Below are 25713 nucleotides of genomic sequence, written 5' to 3' on the forward strand. Positions count from 1 at the left end.
TATAAGTGACTTTCAATGCCTAAACATTATCTTTTCTACATTGAGCAGCCATATAGCTTTGCCATTCTAAGACCCCTCCAAAACGCTATCCGTGCTAACGGTGATGTGGTGAAGTGGTTTTTAAAAGGTAAAGATGTAAATTCAAGTTCACTTGCACCAGACGAAGCAGAGTTACTGAGCGTAGAGGACGTAAAAGCGTTTAATCCCAGAGCAGTGTTTGTACCAGGAAACGTTGTTCCTGACTTTTTTCCAGGCGCCAAAGTGCAAGTATTTCACGGATTAGAATATAAAAAGAAAGGTCACTTTGGGATCCGTGGTTTCTTCGATTTGTATTGTACTCACGGCCCAATTACCACCGCGCCATTTAACCAACTCGCACAAAAACATGGTTATTTCTCGGTGATTGAAACCGGCTGGCCAAAACTCGACCCCTACTTTGATTACACCAAGCAAGAGAATGAAAAACCAGTCATATTATACGCGCCCACTTTTTCACCTAATCTCACGTCGCTTGAAGCATTACATGCACAAATCAAACAGCTAGCAGAGTCAGGAAAATATAAAGTCCAACTTAAGTTTCATCCTAAGACGAAACAGCAATGGCAACAGATGTACATGGAACTTGAAACCATCAGCGATTTTGAAATCGCCGGAAATGACAATCTCATTCCACTCATTCAGCAAGCCGATGTGGTGATTTCTGATACCTCTAGCGCCGTTGATGAGTCACTATTAATTGGTAAACCGGTTATCACTTTTAATAATCATCAACCTCAAGATGCCTTAATCAATATTACCGAAGCAGGCAAATTATCTGCAGCGGTTGAACAAGCACTTAATCTGTCTGAGGCACAAAGTGAACGTATTGAGCAATATATTCAGCAAGTGCACCCTTACCGCGATGGTAAAAGCGCCGAGCGCATACTCGCAGCAACAGAGACCGTAATTGCTGCTGGATTAAAGCGTAAACCACTTAATTTATTGAGGCGCTATAAAATACGCAAAGCACTGAATTACATGAAGATAAGGTGAAAATCGGTAACTTTTCGAAAATAGAAAAGCTCACTTAACTGTGAGCTTGTTCATGTTAATTTATCACTAATTTTAACACTCACACTGCCAGTATTGGTTACCCGTTTCCGTCAAAGGCGGACGACACGGAATACGGCTATTTGCACCACCAGCGATGTTTGGTGTTTGCTCTTGAGGCAGGCTTTGTTGTTTATCTAATTGTTTTAATGCTGTTTTTTTAAATTTTAATTTCATCTTCTTATCCTTGAGTTAATCTTAATTTATAAATCATGTTGTTTAAGGTTGATAGTCCAACAAGTCGATCTCTATCCCATCAGGCCAACCTAAAACACTGTTCGACTATACTAACAACGGCACTGACCGTAATCCGTACCAGTCAACGTTTCCGTTAAACGGCATGGGATTCTAGTATTTGGCTCAGCACCGCCAGCTACTTGAGGGGTTTGCTGTAAAGGTAGGTTTTGGTTTTTATCTAGTTGCTTCAACGCTGATTTTTTTAATTTTAATTTCATTATCATTTCCTTGAAATAGTCGTTTAGTGATAAAAATTTATCACTAATTCTTAAGCTGCCATGAAAAAATAAAAAATTCAACATTATTAACAATAAAATTAACTTTAAAATTCACCTCACCACTAAGACAACCCTTAATCATATGTTAAATAATGCCTTTTAACCAAAAACTCCAAAAAGCACACCATTAAAAACAAACAAAAAATTAATAAATCTGCAATCTAATAAGATAAACTTACCTCAACTAGGCATCTTGTTGTTTATCCATAAAATCAGCCATACGCGCGAGCAACTCGGTTTCTGTGAGATCTTCTTTATGCGTGCCAATCGTCCAGATATGACCGAATGGGTCTCGTAGCGTTCCAGCCCTATCACCATAAAACTGATCACAAACGGGCGTGACTTGCTGTGCCCCCAATTCAATTGCCCCCGTAAACACAGTGTCCACATCGTCAACATACAACATCAAGCTAACGGGCGTGCCACCAAGCTCATTGGGATCTTTAAAGTGCATATCAGGGCACATATCTGAAAGCATCACATAAGAATTTCCAATCAGCAGCTCCGCATGTGCTATTCCGCCATCTGGCATAGGTAACTGAAGCTTTACGCTAGCGCCAAAAGCAGCTCGGTAAAACTCAATAGCTTTTGCTGCACCAGCCACAATAAGGTAAGGCGTGAGTGAATGATAACCGGAAGGAATTGAAGAAGTCGCCATGATATGGATCCTATAAAGTCCGTTAAATTCCCTCTAAACCTAGCCGATTATTTGAAATATGCGAATTAAAATTGCGATGAGATTTACTCATAACTCGAGTGTTGATTAACGAATTATTTACCTATATGCTAATTTGGTTTTGTTCATAAAACACACAACAACATGTAAGGGATCAGTATGAAACCAACTTCTATATTACGATTGGCTTGGACGAGCGGTGCTCTCATCCTCGCGGGCCAAGCAAACGCCTACGACTGTAGTAATTTAACCCAGTGGTCTGAACAACAAGTCTACAGACAAGGGGATATTACACAGTCCCAAAACCAAGCATATGAAGCTAAGTGGTACAGTCAAAACGACAATCCAGCTGGCCACTCCGGTCCTTATGATGTCTGGCGGTCACTTGGAGCTTGCGCAACGGGGTCTGGTCAAGCGCCGAGTGTCGTACTCACCAGCCCAAATAATGGCGCTGTGCTGGGCGAAAATGACAGCGCTGTTTTTTCCGCTAATGCCAATGATGTCGATGGTGACCTGGCTTATGTCGAATTCTTAGTAAATGGGCAAGTCATCGCAACGGACACTACCGCACCATTTCAAACCACTTGGAACGCAGTACTTGGCGAATACAACATCAGTGCAATTGCCACCGATGCCCAAGGGCTAACCGGAAGTTCGCAATCAGCACAGATCACAGTAAAACCGGGCGGAGAAAATTTACCACCGAACGTATCCATTGTAGCGCCAGCCAGCGGTCAGCAGTTCTATCAAGGCGATATGGTAGGGATCAGCATCACAGCTGAAGATAGCGACGGTACTATTGCGAGAGTGGAAATTAGCGTGAACAATCAGCTTGTCGCGAACCTAACAACCTCTCCTTTTGAGTTCCAATTCCAAGCGGAGCAAGTTGGCGTAAACCAACTAAATGTAAAAGCGATGGACAATCAAGGCTTGGTAAGTGAGGCAAACCTTGCCATCGATGTGCTAACAAAAGTGGGAGGTGGCTGCCTAGGCCTTAGAGCATACAGCGCTGGACAAAATTACCAGACTGGTGAACTCGTCGCTCATAATAATCATAAATATCGCTGTGATATTGCAGGTTGGTGTAGCTCAAACGCGCAATGGGCATATGAGCCAGGTGCTGGCCAGTATTGGACCGATGCATGGAGCGATTTAGGGATCTGTGCAATCGCACCAACCGTAACGTTCGAAAGCCCGTCCAATAATGGTACTGTTTTGGTCAATGCGCCCACCACTATCTCTGTCAGTGCTCAAGATACAGACGGCAGTATTGCTACACTGTCACTCTATGCCGGCAACACACTCCTTGCCACAGCCAATCAAGGAACGCTTAGTCACAGCTGGACACCGACAGACCTCAATCCGGTGAGTTTAAAAGCCATTGCCGTGGATAACGAAAGTAATCAAAGCGAGCAAACAATTACAGTGAATGTGACAGATAAACCGATTGCCGTTGATTTACTCGCCCCCACTAGCGGCAGCCAAATTACCTTGGGTAATTCCACTCAATTGATTGCACAAGCATCCTCTTTTGTTGGACAAATCACTCAAGTACAGTTTTATGCTGATGGCGTGTTACTCAATACAGACACAACGTCACCCTACGAATATAGTTATGCACCGGCCTCAATCGGCACAAAAACACTTTATGCTACGGCCACCAACGACAATAATGATCAGGTGTCCAGTAGCGGCGTGACTGTTCAAGTCATCGACAAACCCATCGGTAAAAAGCACAAATTGATTGGCTATTGGCATAACTTTGTCAATCCAGCTGGTTGCCCAATTCCACTTGATCAGATGTCTAATGCTTGGGATATCATCGATATTGCCTTTGCTGAAAATGATAGAAACTCGAATGGTACAGTGCACTTCACGCCATTTGAAAAAGACATTCGGTCTAACTGCCCGCCTATCGACCCAGTAAAATTCAAATCCGACATGCAGGCACTACAAGCGCAAGGTAAAGTTTTTGTGCTAAGTCTTGGTGGTGCAGAAGGCACAATTACCCTTAATACGGATGCCGATGAAGCGGCATTTGTCACTAGCCTCACCGATATTATTCAACAATGGGGGTTTGACGGGCTCGATATCGATTTAGAGAGCGGCTCGAACCTTGTGCATGGCTCTCAGATCCAAGCTCGACTGCCAAGAGCATTAAAGCAAATTGAACAAAATATTGGTGGCAATATGGTACTTACCATGGCCCCTGAGCATCCCTATGTGCATGGTGGCATGATTGCCTATTCAGGTATTTGGGGCGCTTATATTCCACTTATAAATGAGCTACGCGATACATTAGATTTACTTCACGTACAGCTATACAACAATGGTGGCCTACCTAACCCATATGAACCGGGAAGTGCTCCTGAGGGCTCAGTAAACATGATGGTTGCCCATGCAAAAATGTTGATTGAGGGATTTGATCTTGCTGATGGCACCCGCTTTGCGCCACTTAGGGATGACCAAGTAGCCATCGGTCTACCTTCTGGTCCACAGTCGGCAAATTCAGGCCAAGCGCCTATCGGCAATATCATCAATGCCTTGGATTGTTTAACCAAAGGTACAGGATGTGGCACTATCCAACCTAGCAAGACTTATCCGAACTTTGGTGGCGTGATGACATGGTCGATTAACTGGGACAAGTACGATGGCTATAACTTCTCTCAACCCATTGGCGATAAATTAACGCAGATGAATCAAGGAAATTAAAACTACATTGGCCTGAGCTTGGTATGTACGTCAAACGTTATGCTGAGCTCAGGTTGATTAATCAATAAAATACAAAAAATAAAGGCAGGTACAGCCCAGATCCTGCTTACTTGATTGCTAACAATTTTCAGTCGTGTAGTTGTCACATCTAGCGCTTGTACAAAGTGCCGTGGTGATTAGATCACACTCTTTAGTCGTGGTTTCACAACCAATCGTGCCAGGCCTCGTTGTATAACCACCTGCCACATTAGGCGTCGCAGCATAATCAAGTGTTTGGCTGTTTTTAGATAAAGACTTTAATTTTTTAACCGTTAATTTCATTGGTAATCCTTTTTTGTTTTATTGATAAATTCAGGAACTAGCTCGTAATAATTTAGTCCTGAACTTAAGTTGTATCACCTGAACAAAAAACACTCAACCCAATTAAAACAACAATTCAATTATACGCGTGTTATCACTGTATTTTTGCCAGAACCACACTGAATAACCCTATAACTTAGGCTATGTAGCAATCAGCCAACGACACAAGCAAACAAGGCAGATAAACAGCCAACAGCTTTTTGCTTGGAAATAAACTATTTCTCCCCTACTATTAGAGCGTTACACGCAAATTCATAATGAATCCCAAGGTCGATATGAAATCTTTTCCATCGCTTTATTTAACAAATCTATTCTTAGTCGGTGGGACAGGCCTGCTGACCACTTACTTAGCGCTTTATTTAGGCCAGCACGGCGTTAGCACGTTTTGGATCGGCTTGCTTACCTCGTTTTATTACTTGGGTTTGTTGCTCGGTGCTAAATTAGGCTACCACCTGATCAAATCAGTTGGGCATATTCGCGCGTTTGCGGCAAGCACAGCGGCAGTGACGGCCTGCGTAGCGATACATGGGGTGAGTGACAATATCTATCTTTGGCTTGGACTACGACTAGTGGTGGGTCTTGGCATGATGTGTAACTTTATGGTGCTCGAAAGCTGGCTGAATGAACAAGCGGCACCTGAGCAGCGAGGGCGGGTGTTTTCTTTTTACATGCTCACTTCCTACCTCGGTATGGTAACTGGGCAGTTTGCGCTTTCTAATTTTCCTGAGCTTGGCTATGCGCCGCTGTTTTTAATTGTTGTTGCCTTATCCTTTGGAATTATCCCCATTTCAACGACGAGGCGGATCCACCCCAAGCCACTTAAGCCTATTCAAGTCAGTCTGTTTACCTACTTCAAAAAAGTGCCTCAGTCTCTCACCGCGGTCTGTTTTGCCGGAGTAATTAATGGTAGTTTTTATGGCCTTGCCCCAACTTTTGCCAGCCAATCAGGATTCAATGCCGAAGAAATTGCCATGTATATGTCGGTAACGATTTTTGCAGGTTTGCTTGCACAGTGGCCAATGGGCATTATCTCTGACCGAGTTCGCAGAAGTATCTTACTACGCAGTAACGCTGTTTTTATCGGTTTGATTTCTCTTTGTATATTTTTGCTTCCACTGAGCCCAAGCTACAGTCTTTGGCTGACTTTTGGCTTTGGGTTATTTGCATTTACCATGTATCCACTTTCTTCGGCACTAGCAAACTCCCGTGTTGATGATGAAGACCGTGTTGGCGTTTCTTCTGCACTGCTGGTGGCGTTTGGGGGAGGTGCCTGTGTTGGCTCGGCCGCTATTGCACAGATCATGTCCCATTTTGGTCATCAAGCCCTATACGCTTCGTTAAGCGCACTAACCGTTGTTATGTTTTTACTCCTCCACTTTATCAACGCGAGACAAAAAGCCGAGCAGCCAGAGCCTAGCGACTATGTGGCTGCGACTTCTGATATTACCAGCTCACCGCTCGCTGCCACCATGGACCCGCGTATCGAGGAAAAAACAGCACATGAGCAGCTACTTGTCGTTGACGAAGACGCGCCTCGCGATAACGACGATGAACTCGACGACAATGAGCAAAATAGTGAGCCAACCGAGGAGCTGGACGAAACGACTAACAAACCTCAGCCATAGTCCGGCTAATAAATGCTCGTAACCAACGGAGTGCAGGATATTGATGCTGCACTTCGTGCCACACCATAGCGACGTCAAAAGCACAGTCAGGTATCGGATTTTCAACGAGGGTAAAATCTGCTCCAAGTTTTGACGCCTGACGAGCCGGAATAAGTGCAACCAACTCGGTATTTCTCACCAGTTCCGGCACCAATAAAAATGAGGGAACTGACGTCATCACCTGCCTCGATACACCATATTGCTGCAAGATTGAATCAACGAATGTTGAGGTGCTATTTCCTTCAAAAGACACCACAATATGCTCAAGCTTCACATAATCTGCGACTGTCATTTCTGACGTTAGCTGTGAATGGTGTTTTCTGCCAATCAAGACATACTTCTCTTGATATAAGGTTTTAAATCTTAACGAATCAGGCCCACATTCCGGCGACATTAATGCCAAATCGAGTTCTGAGTGTTGTAGCTGGGCTGCAAGCGTTGCTATTTTTAAGTGACAAAGCACCACCTTGATATTCGGCGCAGCGGTTTTTAAACGCCGTATCACCTCTGTCATCACCACTAACTGTAAATAGTCGGTACATGCCACTTTAAAGGTTAAATTGGCCGTTTCTGGGATAAAGTCTTGATGCTCTACTAACACGTTACTTACTAGCTTCATCGCAGCGCGAAGCTCCGGCAGCAAAGCAAGCGCTTTGGCAGTTGGTAGCATGCCTTTATGAATAGGGACTAATAACTGATCATCAAATAGTCCACGCAGCCGACTTAGCTGAGTGCTTACTGCTGGCTGGCTGAGGTTCAGCCTATCTGCCGCTTTGGTCACATTGCACTCTTCTAGTAACACCACCAAAGTCTGAAGCAGGTTTAAGTCCACCTTTTTACTATCCATTTAATTTATACCTAGGGTAAAAATATTCAATTTCATTTATAGCAAGATTACAGAGATAGTAACAACTCCTTTTCGTTACAGAGCACTTATCATGACCAAATCCGCACTAGTGATATCGGCACATCCAGAGCCGACTTCCTTAACCCAGACACTCGCCAAAACAAGTGTCGAAGCCTTAACGCGTATGGGCTTGCAAGTTCAAACTTCAGATCTATACCAAATGGACTGGAAGGCTGTGGTTGACGCAACCGACTTCCCGCAAGATGACTCACAAGCACCACTTGCGATTATTGCAGCGTCTGGCAAGGCATATCACTCAAACACCCTAACCGAAGACGTTATTCAAGAGCAGCAAAAATTGCTGGCTGCCGATTTGGTTATTTTTCATTTTCCGCTTTGGTGGTACAGCGTGCCTGCCATACTTAAAGGCTGGTTCGATAGAGTCTATGCCTATGGCTTTGCTTACGGCTATCAAAACAAAGGGAATCAATTGCGCTACGGCGAGGGAGTTTTACAGGGAAAACGAGCGTTAATTTGTGTAACCACAGGAGGTGGATACGAGGATTACTCTCCTTTAGGGATAAACGGCACAATGGACGAATTACTATTTCCGATCACGCACGGAACTTTGTTTTTCCCAGGTATGGACGTTCTACAAAACCATGTTATTTTCGACGCAAAAGGCGAGCCTAATCAACGTATAACTGATGAAATTGCCAATTGGTCAGAGCGCTTAACACACGTATTTAGTGAACAGCCAATCCCCTACCGAAAGCAAAATAGTGGCGATTACATCAACGGCCAAGTACTAAAAGCCGAAGTCGCTATGGGAAAATCGGGTATTGCTGCACATATTGCTTAATCAAGGTGTTATCAGCTATGTTTATAGGATGTAGCTGATGATTAATGAGTATTGTGATTTGCAAAACACTTGGATTGCCTTTGGTGGCGTTATGCTGCTCGCGGCTTGTACCATAGCCAATAGCTGTGAGCTTGCTGTACTTGATGGTAGTGTCGTGCTCAGTTCCTCAAAGATACAGCCTAAATGTCGTTTTAAACAAGATCAAACCGGCCTGTTGTCTGCTGCGGCTAAGTTCACCTCAGCGCTAACCCATCAAACGCCAAATTCTAAAATAAAGCGGTTATCACAGGAGCAAGTTCAGCAATCATGCAACATCGACGCTACACAAGGCAGTTTGACTTGTACATTTAATGGTAAAAGCAACCACTTCACGCTGACTAACACCGTTAAACAGGGGAAAATCGCATCAATAAACTGGCAAGATGATGAATATGTTTACCTTGGCTGGATGACCAACACTGAGGTATTAATGGGCTATATTGTGTTTGGCGCGCTTAACAAGCACAGCGATCCCTTTTTCATTCCCGCCTCCCAGTTTTGCCAATATGGTCTAAGCTCGCATCTTATCGACCTTGGTAAGGGCGACTTATTGTGCCAAAACCACGAAGGACTTTGGTCTCATAGCCGTTTACTGCCCCTACCACAGCCCTGCCAACAACCACAACAAATGATCCAAGATAAAGGTGGGATTTGGGCGCTGGAGTTTATCGAAAGTAGTTATCAATGGCGGATCTGCAGATACAACGATAACGCTGGTAGCCTATTAGCCGCATACGAATACAGCATAGATTTAAAGGCAACGCTGGCTCGGTATGACTTACAGCCCAGTGATTACACCCAACTTACTTTTTTATCCAATGGCGATACTAACGCTATCGCGAATGCGGTGGAAATAGATAACGTCTTTCCGGTCAGTGATATTACGCCAGAGCTTGACCCGCAGACGATAGAGCTGCCTATTCAGCAGCTACAATACAAACTGACTAAGCTAGATTAATCGCCACTTACTCTTGTGCTTCACGTAGCACTTGCGTTTGGCTATTTTGCTTTCTAAATTGGTTTGGCGTGGTTCCCGTAGCGATTTTAAATGCTCTAGTAAATGGTCCAACCGACGCAAAACCACTTTCCAGGCCAACGACAAGTACTGGCCAATGCTGTTTAGCAGGGTCTTGTAACAGCACTTTGGCATGCTCAACCCTCAACTCATTGACCAATTGGCTAAAGTTTCGCGCTTGCAGGTTTTGCCGTATCACTCGGCTTATCTTGTATTCAGGTTCATTAAATTGCTGAGCTAAGTCAGCGACTTTTAACCCTTCTTTGAGAAAGCCTTTTTGCTTGATAAGAAAGTGTTCCACCTGTTGCTGGAGCGCAATATCATCCTCGGTTTGTGTTGGCTCATTTGATTCAACGCACCTAACGGATGTAATTGTATGTTGAGATGAAAATCGCCAATACAGTAACACTTGCGCCGTCAATATAATAAGGATAGCTGCGCTTGTCACTGCCCATTCTTGAACCTCACGATTATCGGCAAAGCGATTTTCGATTAGTTTAGTGCCTGCGACGCAAATAAAATAAGCGGATAAAAATAGCACCCTTTGTGCTTTTTCTTGCCCTTGAGACTGTGAGAACCCTCGGCACCCTTCCCAAAATGCCAGCATGAGTACACTAGATGACAACAACAAGGTAAGCTCATACGCCGCAATGTTAAGCCACTCAACAAATCCGCGAGCGTTCATGTGTAATTGACTATCGATAAACAAATAACCTTGTCGCCATATGACCAAGGCAGCAATGGCGATTGCAAACACAACATGCCTTTTTAAAATGGCATGTTTTTCTCTAAATAGTGCCCTAGCAAGCAACCAAAACCCATTACAGGTCACACAAGCGCCCATGCCAATTAAATACTGATATCCATTTAAGGAGTCCTGAGTCAGCTTTTTGGTCGTGGCCAATGCTATCGAGCCGCACACTAAAGCAAAGAGTAAATGTGCTGCTTTTTTCTCTTTTACAAAAAGCTGAGCAACAACCAAAGTGCAACATAGGCTAAGCAAAAGTAGGTAATAATTTTCAATAGTCATGGTGATTGAAGGAATATTGGTAGACACAGAAACTCTAACAGCCACACCAAAAGCATTCAAATTAACTTTGTAAGTAAACTTAACACCAGCATTTTTAAAATTCGGCCTACTTTCTTTGCTTTGATTTTCAAAATCAAAGCGACGAGATAGCAAAACCTTGTCATTTTATATATCAAGTTCATTGATTTATAAGGATAAGTATTTTGTCTTCCCTCAATCTAACCAAAACAACTGGGCTTTTCTTTAGTCCCTTTAGCGTATTGAATGGTGCCGTAAAGAGCTGGATATGTGTCGCACTGCTCGGGCAATGGATGTTTGCTGTTTATATCTTAGGCCTATATGCCATCCCGCTTATCGTGGGACTCACAGAGCAAAGTGCAGCGGTTTCACCGGCGAGCGGACACACAAAAGATGCCAAGATGTTTTTTAGCCATGTTTTACCCGCTGTGATTTTGGCCACCAGCGGCTTATTACAGCTTATTCCTGCGGTGCGGAAACACTTTCCACGCTTTCACCGCTACAACGGACGCGTATTTTTTATTCTCGGTATTTCGGGCGCACTCACTGGGTTATATCTCACTTGGGTAACCGGTCTTAGGCTAAGCGATATTGGTGCCATTGGGATAACACTCAACGGTATATTAATTCCCATTGCGATATTTTTTGCTTGGCGCGCTGCCATACAAAAAAATATCGCCGCACATCAACGTTATGCCGTACATAGTTTTTTCTTGGTTAATGGGGTGTGGACGTTTCGTCTTTATTTGTTTGGTTGGTACATGGTCAACCAAGGCTTCAATGGCAATACCGCAACCTTAGATGGCCCTGTCGATATATTTATTTCGTTTGCCTGCTATCTGCTACCAATGGCACTCGCAGAACTCTACTTTTGGGCAAAACGCCAAACCAAAGCCAGCGCACCGGTTTGGATAATCGCGGTGATGATGAGCCTAGGTTTTGTGATCACCGCGATTGGCGTCTGCGCGGCCGCTGTCATGATGTGGTGGCCACGCATTTCAGCCGTCTTTATTAGTTAAATTAGAGTTTAATCAGTTAGGAGTAGAAACATGCTTTCAGTCAAAGCGAACAAAATCAACAAAGGCCTAATTACATCGGCTATCTTACTCGTGATATTAACGCTGATGTGGCAACATTTAAACGGCGGCATAGTCAGTCACCACTTACTTCACAGAGATGATTTTCCGGCAGTATCTAACGCATGGGGAATTATCATAATTCCCGTATTAGCTTGGCTTACTGCACTGCGGCTCCATAAAGCAATTGGCACAGAGCCCATTAAAAAAACAGCACCCGTGGTTATTCCTACTGAGTTTTTGGTCGCATTCTTTGTGATGTTACTCTTTAGCTTGTTGCAATCAGCCCTTTGGGAGTTTGGTTATCAAAGCTTCACCATGTATACAGCCTTTGGACTATTGATAGCTGGGCTATTTTATCCAATCTACCGTTCAGAATGCATATTGGGACACGTGGTCGGTGCTAGTTTTACCTTTGGTTATGTTATTCCTCTAATTGGCATTTTAGTGATGGCAATCGTTTCAGTGTTTTCTCTTTTTTGCTTAAAACCTATCTTTTCTAAACTACTCAAGAAGACACAAACACCAATAAGAATGGAGTGATAGTGACCTTAAAAGGCTCAAGACAAAACAAATAATTCCTAGGCGCTGCTATATAACCCGTTCCTTGTTGTTTTGACTCGTGTTAAATTAGCGATGATTTTTAATCAAGGAACGAGCGGTTATGCAAACTAGGTTAGTTACTCACATTGTTATCGCGGCTATTTTTACATTGCTGTCAATTGGTAACGCTGTTGCTAATAACTCAGCAGTTCCGAACTCGACACTGCAGCTTTCGTCCGCTTATTTTTCGCAAAAAAGAACGGTTCATATCGTCCTGCCACCAAGCTATGAACAAGGCAATACAAGCTATCCAGTGTTATATCTAACTGATGGCCAGAGCAATCTTGAACATACCGCTTCAGCGGCCCGCTTCTTGGCACAACAACATAAAATACCGGAACTTATCATTGTTGCCATCGAAACCAACGAACACCGCACTCGAGATCTGACCCCACCTTATCGCAAAGGCAGCCTTGCGGTACTGGGACATTTTGCAGGTCCAACACGGCAGCAAAATCCAGGCGGTGCAGAAATGCTACTGCAATTTATCGACAAAGAACTCATCCCTTACGTAGACAAGCATTATCGAACATCAGGCTATCGCGCGTTAGCAGGACACTCATTCGGTGGGCTGTTTGCAACCTATGCGCTACTTGAAAAGCCCGATTTATTTAATGGTGTGATGTTGGCAAGTCCAAGCCTTTGGTGGGATAAAGAGCGATTATTAAATGACTTACTGGCAAAAGCGTTAATCAACAAGTGTATCTACATCAGCATGGCAGACGAAAGCGCAATCATAACGCAGCCATTTCAACGTCTTAATGATGCTTGGCGAAAGCCAAATGGAATTGACTTCAAAGCGCAGCACTTTAGCGGCGAAACCCATACGAGCGTCGTCTACCCGAGCTATTATCATGGTCTGCAGCACCTCTTTAACCATTATCAGCCATCCTTGAAGGTAGCGACCGCCGGTGTCACGCAGCTGGAAAATCATGTCGCCATCGCTAAGTCACTATATGGACTTAAGGCTTACCCCTACAGCGCGCTGACTTCGCTCGGGAATGCCGCCCTATTCGAACGTAACTTCACTGCGGCCATCAACCTGTTCAGCTTTGTGAGCCAGCACAACTCAGCGTCCCTCAATGCACTGCAGCAATTGGCCATGGCTTATCAGCAAAAAGGAGATAAGCCATCACTATTAAAGACCTACCAAGCCATGCTTAAGCTTGAAGCGCTAAGTGAAAGCGAACAAAAACATTTGCTCTCTGAAATCAAAGCATTGCAACACTTACATTAACTGATTTTTTCTAAAGTGATGATACTCACTCAAGGCAAGTGGCACGGAAACCGCTGGATTTTGTGAATGCCCCGCGCCCTCGCTAATGCTGTGTCCCCAACGCACATTGGCAGGCGCATGCTGTTCAAGTGCATCTAATAAACCATGAAATGACCCGGTAATGATGTCATTCTCAGCACCACCAATGGAAAGGTAAATATACTTAGGTTTGCCTTGAATATTGGCTAGGCTTTTTGCGAATTCTTTTACGACAACCGAGTCGTCGTACCACGCAGCAGGACTAAAAGCAAAGTAGCCATCAAAAAGTACAGGTTTAGTCACCATGGTATAAAGTACAAAACTTCCACCAGCAGAGAACCCGCTTAACACGCGGTTGTCGTTAATTGAGTAGTTAGCTTCTAAATAGGGTAACAGCTCGCTTTCAACAAATTGCAAAAAACGATCCGCACGACCAAAAATGGCAGGATCATTGTCACTCTCTGGACGGGCCTCAATCGCAACATCTTGTCGAGCATAAGGCGGCACTAAGTCGCGGTTGCGGGTCTCTGTCCAAAATTGATTGGGAATAGACACTAAAATGGCATCTTCTACCCTACCTTGTTCGGCAAGGCTGCTTAGGACCTCATCCCACCGCGCGAGATTAAAGTTGCCGTCGGTGCGAATAATGAGTGGATAACTATGTGCCTTGTCATATCCTTTTGGGAGGCGAATAAAGACCTTTCGATCTTCATTAAGCACTTGTGAAGACAACACTACATCAACATAATCTGAAGTGTAATGAGACTGATACTGGGTAAACTTCCAACCAGCGGCGGCGATGGCAATTAAACCTAAGAGAGAAAAGAGATATCGCTTCATAAAACTTCCTGTCATTGTTTTTATTATTTCGTACTTTTGAGTATTGTTTACTTCATCCTACTGTATATTTTTTAGAAACTAAATCGCAACCGCTATTATATCAGGCAGATAAACATAACATCATGAAAATACTAAAATTTACGTCAAACCTAAATATAAGATTATGTTTTAAAAAATAAATTATCGCTGTAATGTGGTGTAATGGATAAAATTAGAATCTACCCTACCCTTACGCTGCGCAACAAATTTGCAACCAATTAAGTTCATTTTTTTTACTTGCGCAAATCATGTATCTGCATCAGCAGTACAGCCAGATACTTCTTACACCATTTGAACAATATCTTGTCGCAGCCGTGAGGTTTTCCGATTAGATAATGCAAATAGTATCTTTTGACATGGAGTTCACGATGATGAAAATCTTAGTATCTGCCATTGTTTTGGCAACCACAATGTCGAGTTTCAATTCGCTCGCTGCGCCTGAATCTTATGGCGTGCTTTTTTTAGATCGCAGTAGTTCAATGAACACGTTGCGCCCAGATGGACAAAGCCGATGTTCATTCTCAAAACAACAAGCTGTGCAAAAAGTATCAAAATTCTTTTTAGATGCTACAATTAATGGCCAACAGCTAAATGTGAAAACGTTTGCTAGTGGCGGTCAAATTCAATCCCTAACTAACGGGTTTGTCGGTTTCAATGCGGCAATGATGGCACTCTATCAACTAGATCCAGAAGGGTGCTCAGGGCTAACTGCACTTGCACAAGCTATGTGTGATGGCGCTGATGAGTTGAGAGCAAACTACTCAACGGAAGCCGCTAATGGCGCACTGTTAAGAGTGTATGGTTCTACTGATGGCGGCGAAAATGACAGCCCAGCCTCTAGCTGTGGCGGCTCAAATTGGCAAACGAGCGTAACCTCTAAATACCTGTTTGAGCTACCACCAGTGCAATTCAATGCCACAATCTATACAGGCACAGTGCAAAATATTCTGGCTAATAAAGATAAGATGTATGTATTAGATGTTTCATCTGCATCTCAGTCGGTATCTAGTACCCCTACATTTCAGTTTCTTAAACAGCTGAGTATTGACACTGGCGGTACTTACGAGGAGATCAGCGACTCAGATGGCGGCGACCCAGGCGACTGGTAATTCACCAAATACAAAACTATATAAAGGTCGATAAGGCCTTTTTTCTATTCGTCGTTGAGAAAATACAGAACGTTGTTTTTACACATTATTTAAAATAAAAAAACAATTAAATTACACAAAGCGCAAATACCTAAGGATCTTCAACTACACTCTTCGTGGGCATTTGCCCTGTGCAAGTTAAAAGGAGATTGTAATGAAGATTAATGGCAAACAACCGAACTTTCTAATCATTACCACCGATGAAGAGCGCTTCCCTCCGCCTTACGAAAATTCACAAGCAAAAGAGTATCGACTAAAGCACAGTGTGTGCATGGCAGAAATGCGCCGCTGTGGCATGGAATTTATGAATCATAATGCAGCAGCGACGGCATGCGCACCAAGTAGAACATCCATTTACACGGGACAATATCCATCACTACACGGTGTGAGCCAAACACCTGGAATTGGCAAGTCGTCATTTGATAAAAACATGTTCTGGCTGGCTCCCAATACCGTGCCAACCATGGGCTCTTGGTTTCGCGAAGCAGGTTATCAAACCTATTATCGTGGTAAGTGGCACCTCTCCGATGAGGATATTATCGTGCCGGGAAGTCAGCAAGCGCTGTATAGTAACTCTGAAACTGGAGAGCCTTACCCAGCAAAACAAGCTCTCTATGAGCGCGCAGAGCGTCTAGATAAGTTTGGCTTTAGTCAATGGATAGGTCCTGAACCTCATGGCGCTGCAGAGAACAATTCAGGTACATCTCGAGATCCGGGATTTGCCAATCAAGTTTGTGAAACCCTTAAACAACTTGAAGAAAAGGCACAAAACGGCGACCAAACACCATTTTTACTGGTTTCTTCATTCGTAAACCCTCATGACATTGTATTAATGGGACAAAAAGATTGGTTTTCCAACTTTTATGCTGAAAAAGAAGCCGGTAACCTTCCAAGTGTTGCGCCAGCCCCAAGCCAAACTGAAAGCTTAATGGACAAGCCTAGATGCCAAAAAGACTATCAGCTTATGTACCCGCATATGTATCTACCACAACCACCAGATGAAACCTATCGACAGTTTTATTACTACCTAATCGCAGAAGTGAATAAGCATATAGAACAGGTAGTTAACGCATTAAAGCAGTCGTCTTTTTATGAAAATACTATTGTCGTTTTTACCTCAGATCATGGTGAGCTACTGGGTGCTCACGGCGGTCTACATCAAAAATGGTACACCGCGTATCAAGAAGTATTAAACGTGCCGTTTATTATTTCTAATCCTGTGCTTTTCAATCAACCTAAGCAGCTTGATATCACCACATCGCACATCGACTTACTGCCTACCCTGCTTGGTCTAGCGGATATAGATATTGAGCAAACTCGTACTCAGCTTGCTAAAGATCACAGTGAGGCACAGCCACTCGTTGGTAGAAACCTAGCCAACGTTATTTTAGGTGAAGCGCCGCCCAAAGAAGAAGCCATTTACTTTATGACCGATGACAACATCGAAGTTGGCAGTGATATGACGAATATGCTTACCGGTAAAGCTTACAATAGTATTATCCAACCGAACCATATTGAAGCCGTAATAACGCAACTACCGGATATCAGCGGTGACACGAAATGGAAGTTTGTGCGTTATTTTGATAACGCTAGATTCTATGAGCAAGACCCGAACCAAGTTGATCTTGGTGGTAACGATGAGCCTACCACGCAAGCGTCTGTGAGTAATGTCGTTGGCGTCGGCAACCCAGACGGAATAACAACCACTCAGTTCATTCCCAGCGAATACGAGTGTTATAACTTGAGTGAAGATCCGACGGAAGAGAACAACCTGTTAAGCCCGTTTTGCGAAACGCCATTGGATGCGCGAATTTTAAAAGCGCTACAATTTACGCTACGAGAGCAGCGTAAAGCCAAACGTTTATTACCACAAAACCTCAATGAAGCACCGCAAAAGCCAGTCAACCAGCAAGTGCCGATTAGAAGGTAATCGAAAAGATCTGCAAGTAGACCTGAAATCTACGGGCTACTTGCGATTATTTATGCTTTTTTAAACACTGCCAGCAACTGACTCAGCACCGCCGCAATAATGACACCAATCACCGCCCCCAATCCAAGCTTGGCGATAATACTCAAAAACCAGCTCATTGCAGGGATCAGCTTTTCAATAGCGTGAACAATTTCTTCAAGTAAGTGGAACTGGTGAGCCAAAATATCAACGCCAACTAAAAGCATTGCCAACACACCAGCGACTGACAAAAACTTCATCAGACCGTTAGCAAAATAAAGCAGCCCCTTACCCACCCCACGTTTTATCGCCGCAAGTGTAGTCTTACCTACGTCCTTAATCATGGCTAAACCAATATCATCAAGCTTAACAATCAGGGCCACAATTCCGTAAACCCCGATTGTCAGCGCAAGCCCAATTAACGAAAGGACTATTGCTTGCTTTTCAAAAGGCTGATCAGCAATCGCCCCCAGCGCAATGATGATAATTTCCGCCGACAGAACAAAGTCGGTAACGATAGCGCCCTTGATTTTGTCTTTTTCAAACTCGACTAAGTCAACACGCTCATCCTCAAGCGCTTTGACAAACTCATCGGTTTCTTGCTGCTGCTCCTGACGGTGAAAAATAGCGTGGAGAATTTTTTCACCGCCCTCAAACAGCAAGTACAGCGCCCCTAAAATTAGCATAATGGGGATCATAAACGGCGCAAAGTAACTGCAAGCCAAGGCTACGGGCACTAAAATAAACTTGTTCAGCAAGGAGCCTTTAAACACCTTCCATACCACTGCAAGCTCCCGATCTGGTTTGATCCCACCCGATAGTTGCTCTGCGTTGACGGCAAGATCGTCTCCTAACACTGGAGCGGTTTTAGTTGCAGCTAATTTTGTTAGCGCAGCGACATCATCGAGCAAGGCAAGTAAGTTTGCAGATGGCATAGCACTCTCCTTTGGTTTAAGTTATTCATCAAGTGCGGTTGTCAAATAACTGTTTATGTAACGCGCATATAGTGCTTGCAAAAATGCCAACGCTCAACAAAAACAAAGTTGAAAAATCAATCGCCCTAAGTGTATGGCTGTCTATCATACAGCGAACATGATATTGCAGGCATGACCGCTTCAAGACAACTTAAATGTTGTTTTAATTCTCTCGGCTCGGTAATTTTTTTATACCGGATCCAAGGGATCAAAGGCGTAGTGTCGTCCTGCTTTGCAGTTAGATAAGCCTCATACCCTTTTATCCATTCATTCAACAAACCAAATGCATATGCATAAGGTAACAATGCTTCGTACTCCGCTTTTTCGACTCCTTCAGCGAAGCAGTGCTGACTCTTAATTTTAATGTATTGATAAAATTGCTGAGACTGCAATACCCAAGCTTTAAATTGCTTGGAAGGCCCGATAAATGAAAAGAAAGCCGCAATAAAACCTAGGTAAAAGAAGTGAAAAACCACACTGGTACCATTCACCAGCTCATCATCACCATCAACACACATCCATAATAAGAATAAATAGGTAGGAATATAAATTAACGCTCGTACAAGCCACATTTCTCGGCTCTTTTTATCTTCGCTGCGATGTTCTATGAACATCTCTACAATAAGCACCGCAATTAATAATATAGAAGTGCACAATAAAACGACAATTAAACTACCCGCAAACACTTGCCACCCATTGCCTGCACCAACTCCAATCACAACAAATGAAGCACTTAACCAAAGTAAAATAGGCGCTATAAAAGCAAGAAAGTTTACATTATGCTGAGCTTTCCCCACTTCGGCATTATTCACATAATGACATATTATTTCTGTGAAAGACGTTCTCCCCTCGTTTCCTTTGTTAATAACAAAGCGGTTTTTTATCACTCGTTTTCGCTTGCGTTTTCCACTCGAGTTTTGCACGTCTTGCTGTTGATAAAAGTAACGTTGCAGTTTACCGCTTAACCCTACCACCTCTGGCTGACTCGGCGATTCAGGATTTAACTGAATTTGATGCAGCTTTTTTAGGTCAACATTACTAAATTCATCATTGTTTTTACCCCGTTCGCTAATCGTTAACTGTTTCGCCACTGCAAGCTTTAACACCTCAGCTAACGCGTCTTTTGCTGTTAGCATGCGTTCGATATTTGCAGCAACCAGTTCTCTTACCAAGCAAATCGGTAAGTCTGGTGGTTGAGTTGAATAGGGAAGCGCATCGGCAAGTTTTGGCAATGCATGAAGGCGCTTACGCGTTTGCCACACAGCCAATGCAAATAGCATTAAAAACGGCAAAGCAATAAATAACACCCTAAACGGATACCATACTTTGCGGTAAAGATAGTTATCCTTAAATACACCTTTTTCAAACGCGAGGGCGATTTCTCCCTGTGCTTTATCTGCTATCTCAGATTGACTCTCGAATAGGAGCTGATTACGTCCATCAACCATCCCATCATGTATCACAAACGCATCATTGTTTAGATGATCGACAAACAATTGGTGCTCCTTGAGCGTTGCAGTTTGAGGATAGAGAATCGAGACGGTAAGCTTGTTTATTTTCAGATTTACATTCGGAAAGAGTGAATAAGTCAATTCGTCCAATGTCGGATAAAACCGCATACGGTTTTTTGATTGATATCGCACTTCAAATTGCTGAGCCTGCCCTTGCTTTGGAAGCAGCTCTTTGCTTATTACGAGCGTTACTGCACTTCTATCGTAGTTATACTTCAGTGCATAACGCACTTCTTGCTCGTCAATTTTTACTGAGTCAACGCTGATATCGCTCAGATAGTATGTACCATCTGGATACCTCACATCCAGCTCAATTGTTTGCGCGAGCCCCTGCCAATCGAAGTTTCCCCCTTGCAGTATGCCTTGCTGAGTAACTTGCAGTGCACCCGTTTTATTAATATCGAGATTAACTTGTAGCTGAGAGAAGTGAGGATCCGCTACCGACGCATCTTTAAATCTCAAATAAGCCAGAGAAGGCGCGCTTACAACCAATAAAATGATTGCCAGTAATACACCATAAAGCGTGGTAAACCAAAAGCGTTTAGTCATTGTTCAAATCCTTTGAATGCGCAGCGCTAAGTCTATGTAACTCAGCTCAATTTGCGCAGCAGACTAAAGCAAATAAGGTCTAATTTCAACACTAAAGTTACCGTTAAAAACGCCGCTTTTGGCGAGTAGACCTTGATAACATTTGCACATCACCGGTTGACTTTTTGGCTATATACGCTCCCTTTTGGTGCAACGAACAACCGCCTTAACGCATGCTAATTGACACCGAAATAGCGCAGTGATCGCTGAGCATTTTCTCTTCAGACATATCCGCAAAAAAGTGTACGCTGGGGTCGAATTTTACCGTGTTTGCAAGTTTGTTGCTTAGCAATATATGGTCAATCGGCACAGGGTAGCGTGGGTGACAACCTGTCAGTGTTTTAGTTGCGTTTACCAAAGGTGCAGAGGCGCTATTTTGGTGCTTGGTTAACTGCTGCCAAAATTGATTGTCGCCATGGCTTAAACGATGATTGAAGTCACCCAACACAATGATGTTGCTATTTGCGTGTTTCTCCAACCAAGACTTAAGTACTGGTAGCTGCTCTGCCAGCAGTCGACAAGCCTTTTTATCCGAAGTCGAATAGTTATCAACAAAACAGCCGCTTTTAAGATGGACATTAAGCACTGAAAGCTCACCAAACTGAGTATCTAAGGTCACAACTAGGCCATGCCTTAGTCCTTCAACATTCACGCTAAGTTCGCTCACGTTATCCACTTTGCTTGGGACAAGGTTATTTCTAATCGCAAACGCGGTTTTCTGCTGTGTAGATAGATTGCCACTCCCTCTACAGTCGTACGTCGCGCTATTAGCTCGACTTGAAATCAGTAATTGCCATTCACTACTTGGAAAGACCTGCTCTAATGCCTTAACCGATGCGACTTCCTGCAGCGCAATAACGTCTGCATTAAGCCCTTTTGCATAATCGCGCAGCGCGCTTATCTCCTGCTCGTCACGAGGCCTACATCCTGCACTCGATGGATATGCTAAATGCTCCATGTTCCAAGTCGCGATTTTAAGCGGAGCGACGGTTGCTTGGCCGCTTACCGCGGAGGAACCGATATTTGAAGGCTCCGACTGGCATCCTAATAGCGAGAGGCTAAAAATAGTGCTAAATACAAATGCAGTTAATTTTGTTGTCATAATGAATCCAATCTAGGCGATAAAATCTAAAGTCAGTAGCAATCGTTTTTCCCCTGTTACTACCGCTGGTGAGCGATGCACTATGCCACGGCCTTCATTTCCGTCCCAACGCTCACCTTTTAATAATGCCACATCCCCACAGGCAAGCTGTATTGCGTCAGCTTCAGGAGAAATAGTCAGTTTGTTGCCATCCCTTGATACGTGCTGGTTTCTAAGCCACTCGCTGCCAGCGCCTGCGAGTGTAGTCACCAGTCGTACTGGCACTTTATCAACATGAAATTTCGGGCACATTGCAGTCTCGAGCGTTTTTAACCGTAAACCAACGACGCGAAGTTCAAATAGGCAGCTAAACATATCTACTATTTCAATAATATGCGCCACCATCGCATCACTAAAATTCAACCGCTTTAACGACTCACTGACTTCGCAAGTGATCTTGCTAGTCGCAATTTGAAGCGCTAACTCTAGCTCTTTTGCTGTTTCTAAGTAGCGGCCAAACTCTGCTTTCAAAGCAGATGATAATGCATGTTGCCAAATCACAATATTGGTTTTGGGCTCATAAATCTTGGTTAACACGGTAGCATGTTCTGACTGCTGATGATGCACTGAATCCACGTCAAGCAAGGGCTCTATAGGCATAAGGCTATTCATAGTAACTCCAAATAGGGTTTTATTTAGTGAAAGTTGCGACGCAGCGCATAGTTTCGAAGATGAGCGTAGGTGATGAGCATAGAGCCAAGCACTGTGAACAAGGTTTCTCCGCGTTGTTCACCTAAAATAGTTGCTAGCACCAAGAATGTGCAGCCCATTAACCCCAAGCCCACTACAAGACCTGACTTATGCCGCACATAGCCAAATCCAAGGGCCAATACGCTAATGGGTAGCACGGCTATGAGTAACCATTCGTGAAAAGCTTCATCAGAGAGCGCGAGTAACCCCGCAAAGGGAGGAAGTACAATTAATAAAAAAGGTAATATTAAACAATGGACTAAGCACAACATAGATAACCCAATTGCTGCTTTGTCTCCAAACGACTGTACTTTTGCGTTCACGCTTTCTCCTTTGTCATGTTCGCCCACAATTGATACAATATAACATATTAACCAAAAAAGAGTAAAACGTTAAAAGCCATACTACAAAAGAGTGTTCGATACAAAGCCCAACATATAAAAGTGACGTATATTTAAAGCACTCAGAGAGTCAATCTCTACTTGTCGTGATTTTTCTGTGTTGTAGCAAGTAAACGCAAAGGCACTTTGGAAGGTGTTTGATAAAATAGGAATGCACTGAATTACAATTCATAAGTTTGAGATTCTGAACAAACCTATGAATTGATGAGTAATCGCCAACTATGGAGCAAGGTTACGCGTTACACCCCATAGTTTCACACTCTGGATACGCAGATGGACAATGCGTTGTCCCACAAAAATAAAAGTCTGTATAACCTCGATTATAACCACCAGCAATTTGCAAAGTGACATTTTTAACAACGTGGCTATTGTCTTTATTGAGTACTTTCATGTTCCTTTTCTTAAGGCTTAGTTTCATTTTATTTCCTCGATAATCATTGTTTAAAGTTTCCAAATCGGAAACTTACTAATGACTATACTGGCAGCGGAGAAACAAAAAATCAACATGAAAAACATTTATTAAACACTTTGTTGAATAACCTCTATACCTAAACTAGCATCGCCTTATTCGGTATTACATCCGTCAACCATGGTAACTTCGACTTCAAAGCGTGAGCAAAATACATGTTGGTCTTGATCTGAGTGGGGGCTACGCTGTATGTAGCGATGATGTCAAACCCTGTTTTTAAAAAATCAATCTCAGCAGTTAGTGGCTGCCGAAAAACCGAAAAAAGTAGCTATCATTGCCAGTATTAGAAAGATGGTTGTGATATTAAACTCGATGCTACAAGATGGTGTAATATGGTAAGCGCCAACAGCTTAAAAATAGCTAGTGACGCTGTAATCTCTTGCTAGCCCGAAATCAACGCTGCAGTAGAACTCAGAGCAATATTGGGATGCTTAGACAGAGTAAAATTATGGTGTGAAATAATCGAAGGTGCATCCAAATGAGGCTTACCGTGTGTTGTATGAGCATCCTCTATCAAAGTAACTTTATAGCCTTTATTGGCTGCACTAAATGCGGTTCTATCTATACAAAACTCTGTTGAATAGCCACATATAAGCACATGCTCAACTCCATTTTCATTTAGATACCCTCTTAAGTCTGTATCTTGGAACGAGTCTGGAGTTCTTTTGCGAACCTTATAGCTAGAATCATTAATTGTTAAATCTGAAAACAGTTGCCAAGCATCACTTTCTGGCTCTAGCACCCCCGGGATTTCATGTTGTATAAATACAATTTCAATTTCAGATGAGCTAGCGTAACCCAATAATTGTTTAATATTGCTTATTACATTTTCAGATAAATATGGAGGATTGGTGGAACCAAAAACTCCATTTTGAACATCTACGACTAAAAGTGCCGATTTCATATTACTTCCTCCTAGGGCTCGCCTTTGTTACAAAGACAAAATTTGCTTGGCTATAATCATTGAAAAATGTACGCACGCCAAGTGTTTTGTGCCTGCTCTTTTAGCACTTTGTTAAGTTAAATAGCTGACACCCACCACTTATATGCACTAAATTAAATAGCTGACATATATTCGTTTCTTAAGTGGGTGTCATCTATTCGCCCAATCTATTCGTAATCAGCCTTGACTTATTATGTGCGATGCAAATAATTGTTAAGCTCCTCGACTAACTCAAGTGCTTCATTTTTTGTCAGATAAGGGACCTTTATAGTTCTAGCCCAAAAGAAACTTTTACCTGTTTTTGAGCTAACTGCTGAAAAAGGCATAGCCAACAATTTGTTATCTTTCCGGTTTGGAATAGGAGTCAAAAACTCTACGTCTCGATACAAAGTTTCACTGTCAGGAGCTTTAACTTCACCTTTTACTTTTGCGGCAGCGATTAAGCCGCACCATTTGTGCGAAAAGAAGACAATATCTCCTACATGAACATAGTGAACAAACCTCTTTGCATCACCATATGCCTCAAGACGACTATTATCCATCATCGACCAAATTGAATTCTCATCCCAACTACGATTTGTATCAAATAATACACCTTTTACATCACTTGGATTCTTGTGCTTATCATATGGAAGCGCAAAGAATTCAAAGTACTTTTCTCCAGCGATTTCGTAAACTCGATATGGTAGGAAATCAATAGATATACCATTTTTCTTCCAGTAATCGACGGAAGATACTAATGATTCATCAGCTGCACTACCGATAACTAACAGGTGTTGTTTATTATTTATTTCTTTTGGATCTAATTCATGCTCAAGACTAAAAGCCTCTCTGTGAGCTTCAACTAGTGACATTTCGCTTTTGCTATATTCTTTGAACTTTTGTTCTAACTTTTGGTAGCTCCATTGACCAGCATCTTGCGCATATCTTAGTGCTTGATGGACGGCATCTTTCCCAACTGATGCACGCTTTAATTCAAATATAACTAATTCACCATTTTCATTAAGTGCATATATATCAGCTTCCGCTTGCCATTGTCTTTCCTGAAACACAGGCATCAATCTAGCATCTTCAAACAACACATCTAAGATGCTATTTGCAATTAAGTTTTCTAGATCTTTCTCAAGTTTTCCAAAACTAGAAAAGTCTTTGAACTCTACTGGCTCTAACTTTTCAAAAGCTTCGGCTTGTTCTTCTATTTTGTAGAGCATCTCTGCATTCCTTTGAGTACCTAACAGCTCATTAGCGTGAATTCTTGAA

Annotated in this window: 25 protein-coding genes and 1 pseudogene; 11 read left to right on the top strand and 15 right to left on the bottom strand. The window is 42.9% G+C overall.

Translation table 11 applies throughout. The features are described from left to right. Window positions 1–15 precede the first annotated feature (15 nt). Complete coding sequence (locus EXT48_RS12430; protein WP_130164644.1) at window positions 16–1032, top strand: UDP-N-acetylglucosamine 2-epimerase; 1017 nt, start codon at window positions 16–18, stop codon at window positions 1030–1032. Window positions 1033–1104: 72 nt separating this feature from the next. On the opposite strand, the gene EXT48_RS23705 is transcribed toward EXT48_RS12430, so the two are convergent. From EXT48_RS23705 to EXT48_RS12435, 3 genes are all read right to left on the bottom strand, one after another. Beyond that, complete coding sequence (locus EXT48_RS23705) at window positions 1105–1266, bottom strand: hypothetical protein (protein WP_165384104.1); 162 nt, start codon at window positions 1264–1266, stop codon at window positions 1105–1107. Between the two features lie 110 nt (window positions 1267–1376). Then, window positions 1377–1544 carry a hypothetical protein gene (locus EXT48_RS23710; protein WP_017217813.1) on the bottom strand — a complete coding sequence of 56 codons (168 nt, stop codon included), beginning with the start codon at window positions 1542–1544 and terminating at the stop codon, window positions 1377–1379. A gap of 244 nt (window positions 1545–1788) precedes the next feature. Further along, the gene (locus EXT48_RS12435) at window positions 1789–2262 is read right to left on the bottom strand and encodes a VOC family protein (RefSeq protein ID WP_039492154.1); all 474 of its coding nucleotides are present in this window, start codon (window positions 2260–2262) and stop codon (window positions 1789–1791) included. Between the two features lie 177 nt (window positions 2263–2439). Between EXT48_RS12435 and EXT48_RS12440 the strand changes: the two genes are divergently transcribed. Next, window positions 2440–4992, top strand: coding sequence for an Ig-like domain-containing protein (locus EXT48_RS12440; RefSeq protein WP_130164645.1), 2553 nt, complete (start codon window positions 2440–2442; stop codon window positions 4990–4992). Between the two features lie 117 nt (window positions 4993–5109). On the opposite strand, the gene EXT48_RS12445 is transcribed toward EXT48_RS12440, so the two are convergent. Then, complete coding sequence (locus tag EXT48_RS12445) at window positions 5110–5313, bottom strand: hypothetical protein (RefSeq protein WP_017217816.1); 204 nt, start codon at window positions 5311–5313, stop codon at window positions 5110–5112. A gap of 314 nt (window positions 5314–5627) precedes the next feature. Between EXT48_RS12445 and EXT48_RS12450 the strand changes: the two genes are divergently transcribed. Further along, entirely contained in the window at window positions 5628–6977 is a 1350-nt protein-coding gene (locus EXT48_RS12450) for an MFS transporter (protein ID WP_045989630.1), read from the top strand. Here the strand turns inward: EXT48_RS12450 and EXT48_RS12455 are convergent. Beyond that, window positions 6958–7863 carry a LysR family transcriptional regulator gene (locus tag EXT48_RS12455; RefSeq protein ID WP_130164646.1) on the bottom strand — a complete coding sequence of 302 codons (906 nt, stop codon included), beginning with the start codon at window positions 7861–7863 and terminating at the stop codon, window positions 6958–6960. The two genes, EXT48_RS12450 and EXT48_RS12455, sit on opposite strands and share 20 nt — an antisense overlap. A 91-nt stretch (window positions 7864–7954) precedes the next feature. Between EXT48_RS12455 and EXT48_RS12460 the strand changes: the two genes are divergently transcribed. Then, on the top strand, window positions 7955–8725 hold the full coding sequence (locus EXT48_RS12460) for an NAD(P)H-dependent oxidoreductase (protein ID WP_130126718.1): 771 nt from the start codon (window positions 7955–7957) through the stop codon (window positions 8723–8725). 37 nt (window positions 8726–8762) lie between these two features. Then, complete coding sequence (locus EXT48_RS12465) at window positions 8763–9722, top strand: hypothetical protein (protein ID WP_130164647.1); 960 nt, start codon at window positions 8763–8765, stop codon at window positions 9720–9722. A gap of 7 nt (window positions 9723–9729) precedes the next feature. Here the strand turns inward: EXT48_RS12465 and EXT48_RS12470 are convergent, their stop codons facing one another. After that, entirely contained in the window at window positions 9730–10836 is a 1107-nt protein-coding gene (locus EXT48_RS12470) for an AraC family transcriptional regulator (protein ID WP_240703383.1), read from the bottom strand. A gap of 176 nt (window positions 10837–11012) precedes the next feature. Between EXT48_RS12470 and EXT48_RS12475 the strand changes: the two genes are divergently transcribed. From EXT48_RS12475 to EXT48_RS12485, 3 genes are all read left to right on the top strand, one after another. Continuing rightward, window positions 11013–11846 carry a DUF2306 domain-containing protein gene (locus EXT48_RS12475; RefSeq protein WP_130164648.1) on the top strand — a complete coding sequence of 278 codons (834 nt, stop codon included), beginning with the start codon at window positions 11013–11015 and terminating at the stop codon, window positions 11844–11846. Between the two features lie 30 nt (window positions 11847–11876). Continuing rightward, window positions 11877–12446 (top strand): hypothetical protein, encoded by a 570-nt coding sequence (locus EXT48_RS12480; protein ID WP_130164649.1) that lies wholly within the window; start codon window positions 11877–11879, stop codon window positions 12444–12446. Between the two features lie 121 nt (window positions 12447–12567). Then, on the top strand, window positions 12568–13743 hold the full coding sequence (locus EXT48_RS12485; protein WP_130164650.1) for an alpha/beta hydrolase-fold protein: 1176 nt from the start codon (window positions 12568–12570) through the stop codon (window positions 13741–13743). Here the strand turns inward: EXT48_RS12485 and EXT48_RS12490 are convergent. After that, window positions 13735–14601 (bottom strand): alpha/beta hydrolase, encoded by an 867-nt coding sequence (locus EXT48_RS12490; protein ID WP_130164651.1) that lies wholly within the window; start codon window positions 14599–14601, stop codon window positions 13735–13737. The two genes, EXT48_RS12485 and EXT48_RS12490, sit on opposite strands and share 9 nt — an antisense overlap. 407 nt (window positions 14602–15008) lie before the next feature. Between EXT48_RS12490 and EXT48_RS12495 the strand changes: the two genes are divergently transcribed. Both EXT48_RS12495 and EXT48_RS12500 read left to right on the top strand, forming a co-directional pair. Next, the gene (locus EXT48_RS12495; protein WP_017217829.1) at window positions 15009–15749 is read left to right on the top strand and encodes a hypothetical protein; all 741 of its coding nucleotides are present in this window, start codon (window positions 15009–15011) and stop codon (window positions 15747–15749) included. A 193-nt stretch (window positions 15750–15942) separates the two neighbouring features. After that, on the top strand, window positions 15943–17718 hold the full coding sequence (locus tag EXT48_RS12500; protein WP_130164652.1) for a sulfatase-like hydrolase/transferase: 1776 nt from the start codon (window positions 15943–15945) through the stop codon (window positions 17716–17718). A gap of 50 nt (window positions 17719–17768) precedes the next feature. On the opposite strand, the gene EXT48_RS12505 is transcribed toward EXT48_RS12500, so the two are convergent. The 6 genes from EXT48_RS12505 to EXT48_RS12530 all read right to left on the bottom strand — a co-directional run bounded on the left by EXT48_RS12505 (window position 17769) and on the right by EXT48_RS12530 (window position 23432). Further along, window positions 17769–18671 carry a DUF808 domain-containing protein gene (locus EXT48_RS12505; protein WP_039492132.1) on the bottom strand — a complete coding sequence of 301 codons (903 nt, stop codon included), beginning with the start codon at window positions 18669–18671 and terminating at the stop codon, window positions 17769–17771. A gap of 125 nt (window positions 18672–18796) precedes the next feature. Next, window positions 18797–20770 carry a DUF2207 domain-containing protein gene (locus EXT48_RS12510; protein WP_130164653.1) on the bottom strand — a complete coding sequence of 658 codons (1974 nt, stop codon included), beginning with the start codon at window positions 20768–20770 and terminating at the stop codon, window positions 18797–18799. Between the two features lie 205 nt (window positions 20771–20975). Continuing rightward, window positions 20976–21911 (bottom strand): endonuclease/exonuclease/phosphatase family protein, encoded by a 936-nt coding sequence (locus tag EXT48_RS12515; protein ID WP_130164654.1) that lies wholly within the window; start codon window positions 21909–21911, stop codon window positions 20976–20978. A 12-nt stretch (window positions 21912–21923) separates the two neighbouring features. Beyond that, window positions 21924–22562, bottom strand: coding sequence for a DUF1826 domain-containing protein (locus EXT48_RS12520; protein ID WP_130164655.1), 639 nt, complete (start codon window positions 22560–22562; stop codon window positions 21924–21926). A 23-nt stretch (window positions 22563–22585) separates the two neighbouring features. Next, entirely contained in the window at window positions 22586–22963 is a 378-nt protein-coding gene (locus tag EXT48_RS12525) for a MerC domain-containing protein (RefSeq protein WP_130164656.1), read from the bottom strand. Between the two features lie 310 nt (window positions 22964–23273). Next, window positions 23274–23432, bottom strand: a complete 159-nt coding sequence (locus tag EXT48_RS12530; protein WP_227387324.1) for a hypothetical protein — start codon at window positions 23430–23432, stop codon at window positions 23274–23276. A 263-nt stretch (window positions 23433–23695) separates the two neighbouring features. Between EXT48_RS12530 and EXT48_RS12535 the strand changes: the two are divergent. Further along, window positions 23696–23849 (top strand): annotated as a pseudogene (locus EXT48_RS12535) (IS110 family transposase); the annotation flags it as partial. 43 nt (window positions 23850–23892) lie between these two features. On the opposite strand, the gene EXT48_RS12540 reads toward EXT48_RS12535, so the two are convergent. Beyond that, a complete protein-coding gene (locus EXT48_RS12540) occupies window positions 23893–24414 on the bottom strand; it encodes a cysteine hydrolase family protein (protein WP_130126724.1) in 522 nt (173 codons plus the stop codon). A 230-nt stretch (window positions 24415–24644) separates the two neighbouring features. Further along, window positions 24645–25664 carry a hypothetical protein gene (locus tag EXT48_RS12545; RefSeq protein ID WP_039492118.1) on the bottom strand — a complete coding sequence of 340 codons (1020 nt, stop codon included), beginning with the start codon at window positions 25662–25664 and terminating at the stop codon, window positions 24645–24647. Between the last annotated feature and the right edge of the window lie 49 nt (window positions 25665–25713).

The organism is Pseudoalteromonas sp. CO348 (assembly GCF_004208845.1).
GTDB lineage: Bacteria > Pseudomonadota > Gammaproteobacteria > Enterobacterales > Alteromonadaceae > Pseudoalteromonas > Pseudoalteromonas maricaloris.

Coding starts and splice junctions, on each gene's coding strand:
- EXT48_RS12465 (WP_130164647.1), top strand. CDS start 8,763: ATGATTAATGAGTATTGTGATTTGCAAAACACTTGGATTGCCTTTGGT.
- EXT48_RS12515 (WP_130164654.1), bottom strand. CDS start 21,911: ATGACAACAAAATTAACTGCATTTGTATTTAGCACTATTTTTAGCCTC.
- EXT48_RS12455 (WP_130164646.1), bottom strand. CDS start 7,863: ATGGATAGTAAAAAGGTGGACTTAAACCTGCTTCAGACTTTGGTGGTG.
- EXT48_RS12440 (WP_130164645.1), top strand. CDS start 2,440: ATGAAACCAACTTCTATATTACGATTGGCTTGGACGAGCGGTGCTCTC.
- EXT48_RS12435 (WP_039492154.1), bottom strand. CDS start 2,262: ATGGCGACTTCTTCAATTCCTTCCGGTTATCATTCACTCACGCCTTAC.
- EXT48_RS23710 (WP_017217813.1), bottom strand. CDS start 1,544: ATGAAATTAAAATTAAAAAAATCAGCGTTGAAGCAACTAGATAAAAAC.
- EXT48_RS12505 (WP_039492132.1), bottom strand. CDS start 18,671: ATGCCATCTGCAAACTTACTTGCCTTGCTCGATGATGTCGCTGCGCTA.
- EXT48_RS12510 (WP_130164653.1), bottom strand. CDS start 20,770: ATGACTAAACGCTTTTGGTTTACCACGCTTTATGGTGTATTACTGGCA.
- EXT48_RS12500 (WP_130164652.1), top strand. CDS start 15,943: ATGAAGATTAATGGCAAACAACCGAACTTTCTAATCATTACCACCGAT.
- EXT48_RS12460 (WP_130126718.1), top strand. CDS start 7,955: ATGACCAAATCCGCACTAGTGATATCGGCACATCCAGAGCCGACTTCC.
- EXT48_RS12545 (WP_039492118.1), bottom strand. CDS start 25,664: ATGCTCTACAAAATAGAAGAACAAGCCGAAGCTTTTGAAAAGTTAGAG.
- EXT48_RS12530 (WP_227387324.1), bottom strand. CDS start 23,432: ATGAAAGTACTCAATAAAGACAATAGCCACGTTGTTAAAAATGTCACT.
- EXT48_RS12520 (WP_130164655.1), bottom strand. CDS start 22,562: ATGAATAGCCTTATGCCTATAGAGCCCTTGCTTGACGTGGATTCAGTG.
- EXT48_RS12450 (WP_045989630.1), top strand. CDS start 5,628: ATGAAATCTTTTCCATCGCTTTATTTAACAAATCTATTCTTAGTCGGT.
- EXT48_RS12485 (WP_130164650.1), top strand. CDS start 12,568: ATGCAAACTAGGTTAGTTACTCACATTGTTATCGCGGCTATTTTTACA.
- EXT48_RS12495 (WP_017217829.1), top strand. CDS start 15,009: ATGATGAAAATCTTAGTATCTGCCATTGTTTTGGCAACCACAATGTCG.
- EXT48_RS12430 (WP_130164644.1), top strand. CDS start 16: ATGCCTAAACATTATCTTTTCTACATTGAGCAGCCATATAGCTTTGCC.
- EXT48_RS12490 (WP_130164651.1), bottom strand. CDS start 14,601: ATGAAGCGATATCTCTTTTCTCTCTTAGGTTTAATTGCCATCGCCGCC.
- EXT48_RS23705 (WP_165384104.1), bottom strand. CDS start 1,266: ATGAAATTAAAATTTAAAAAAACAGCATTAAAACAATTAGATAAACAA.
- EXT48_RS12540 (WP_130126724.1), bottom strand. CDS start 24,414: ATGAAATCGGCACTTTTAGTCGTAGATGTTCAAAATGGAGTTTTTGGT.
- EXT48_RS12480 (WP_130164649.1), top strand. CDS start 11,877: ATGCTTTCAGTCAAAGCGAACAAAATCAACAAAGGCCTAATTACATCG.
- EXT48_RS12445 (WP_017217816.1), bottom strand. CDS start 5,313: ATGAAATTAACGGTTAAAAAATTAAAGTCTTTATCTAAAAACAGCCAA.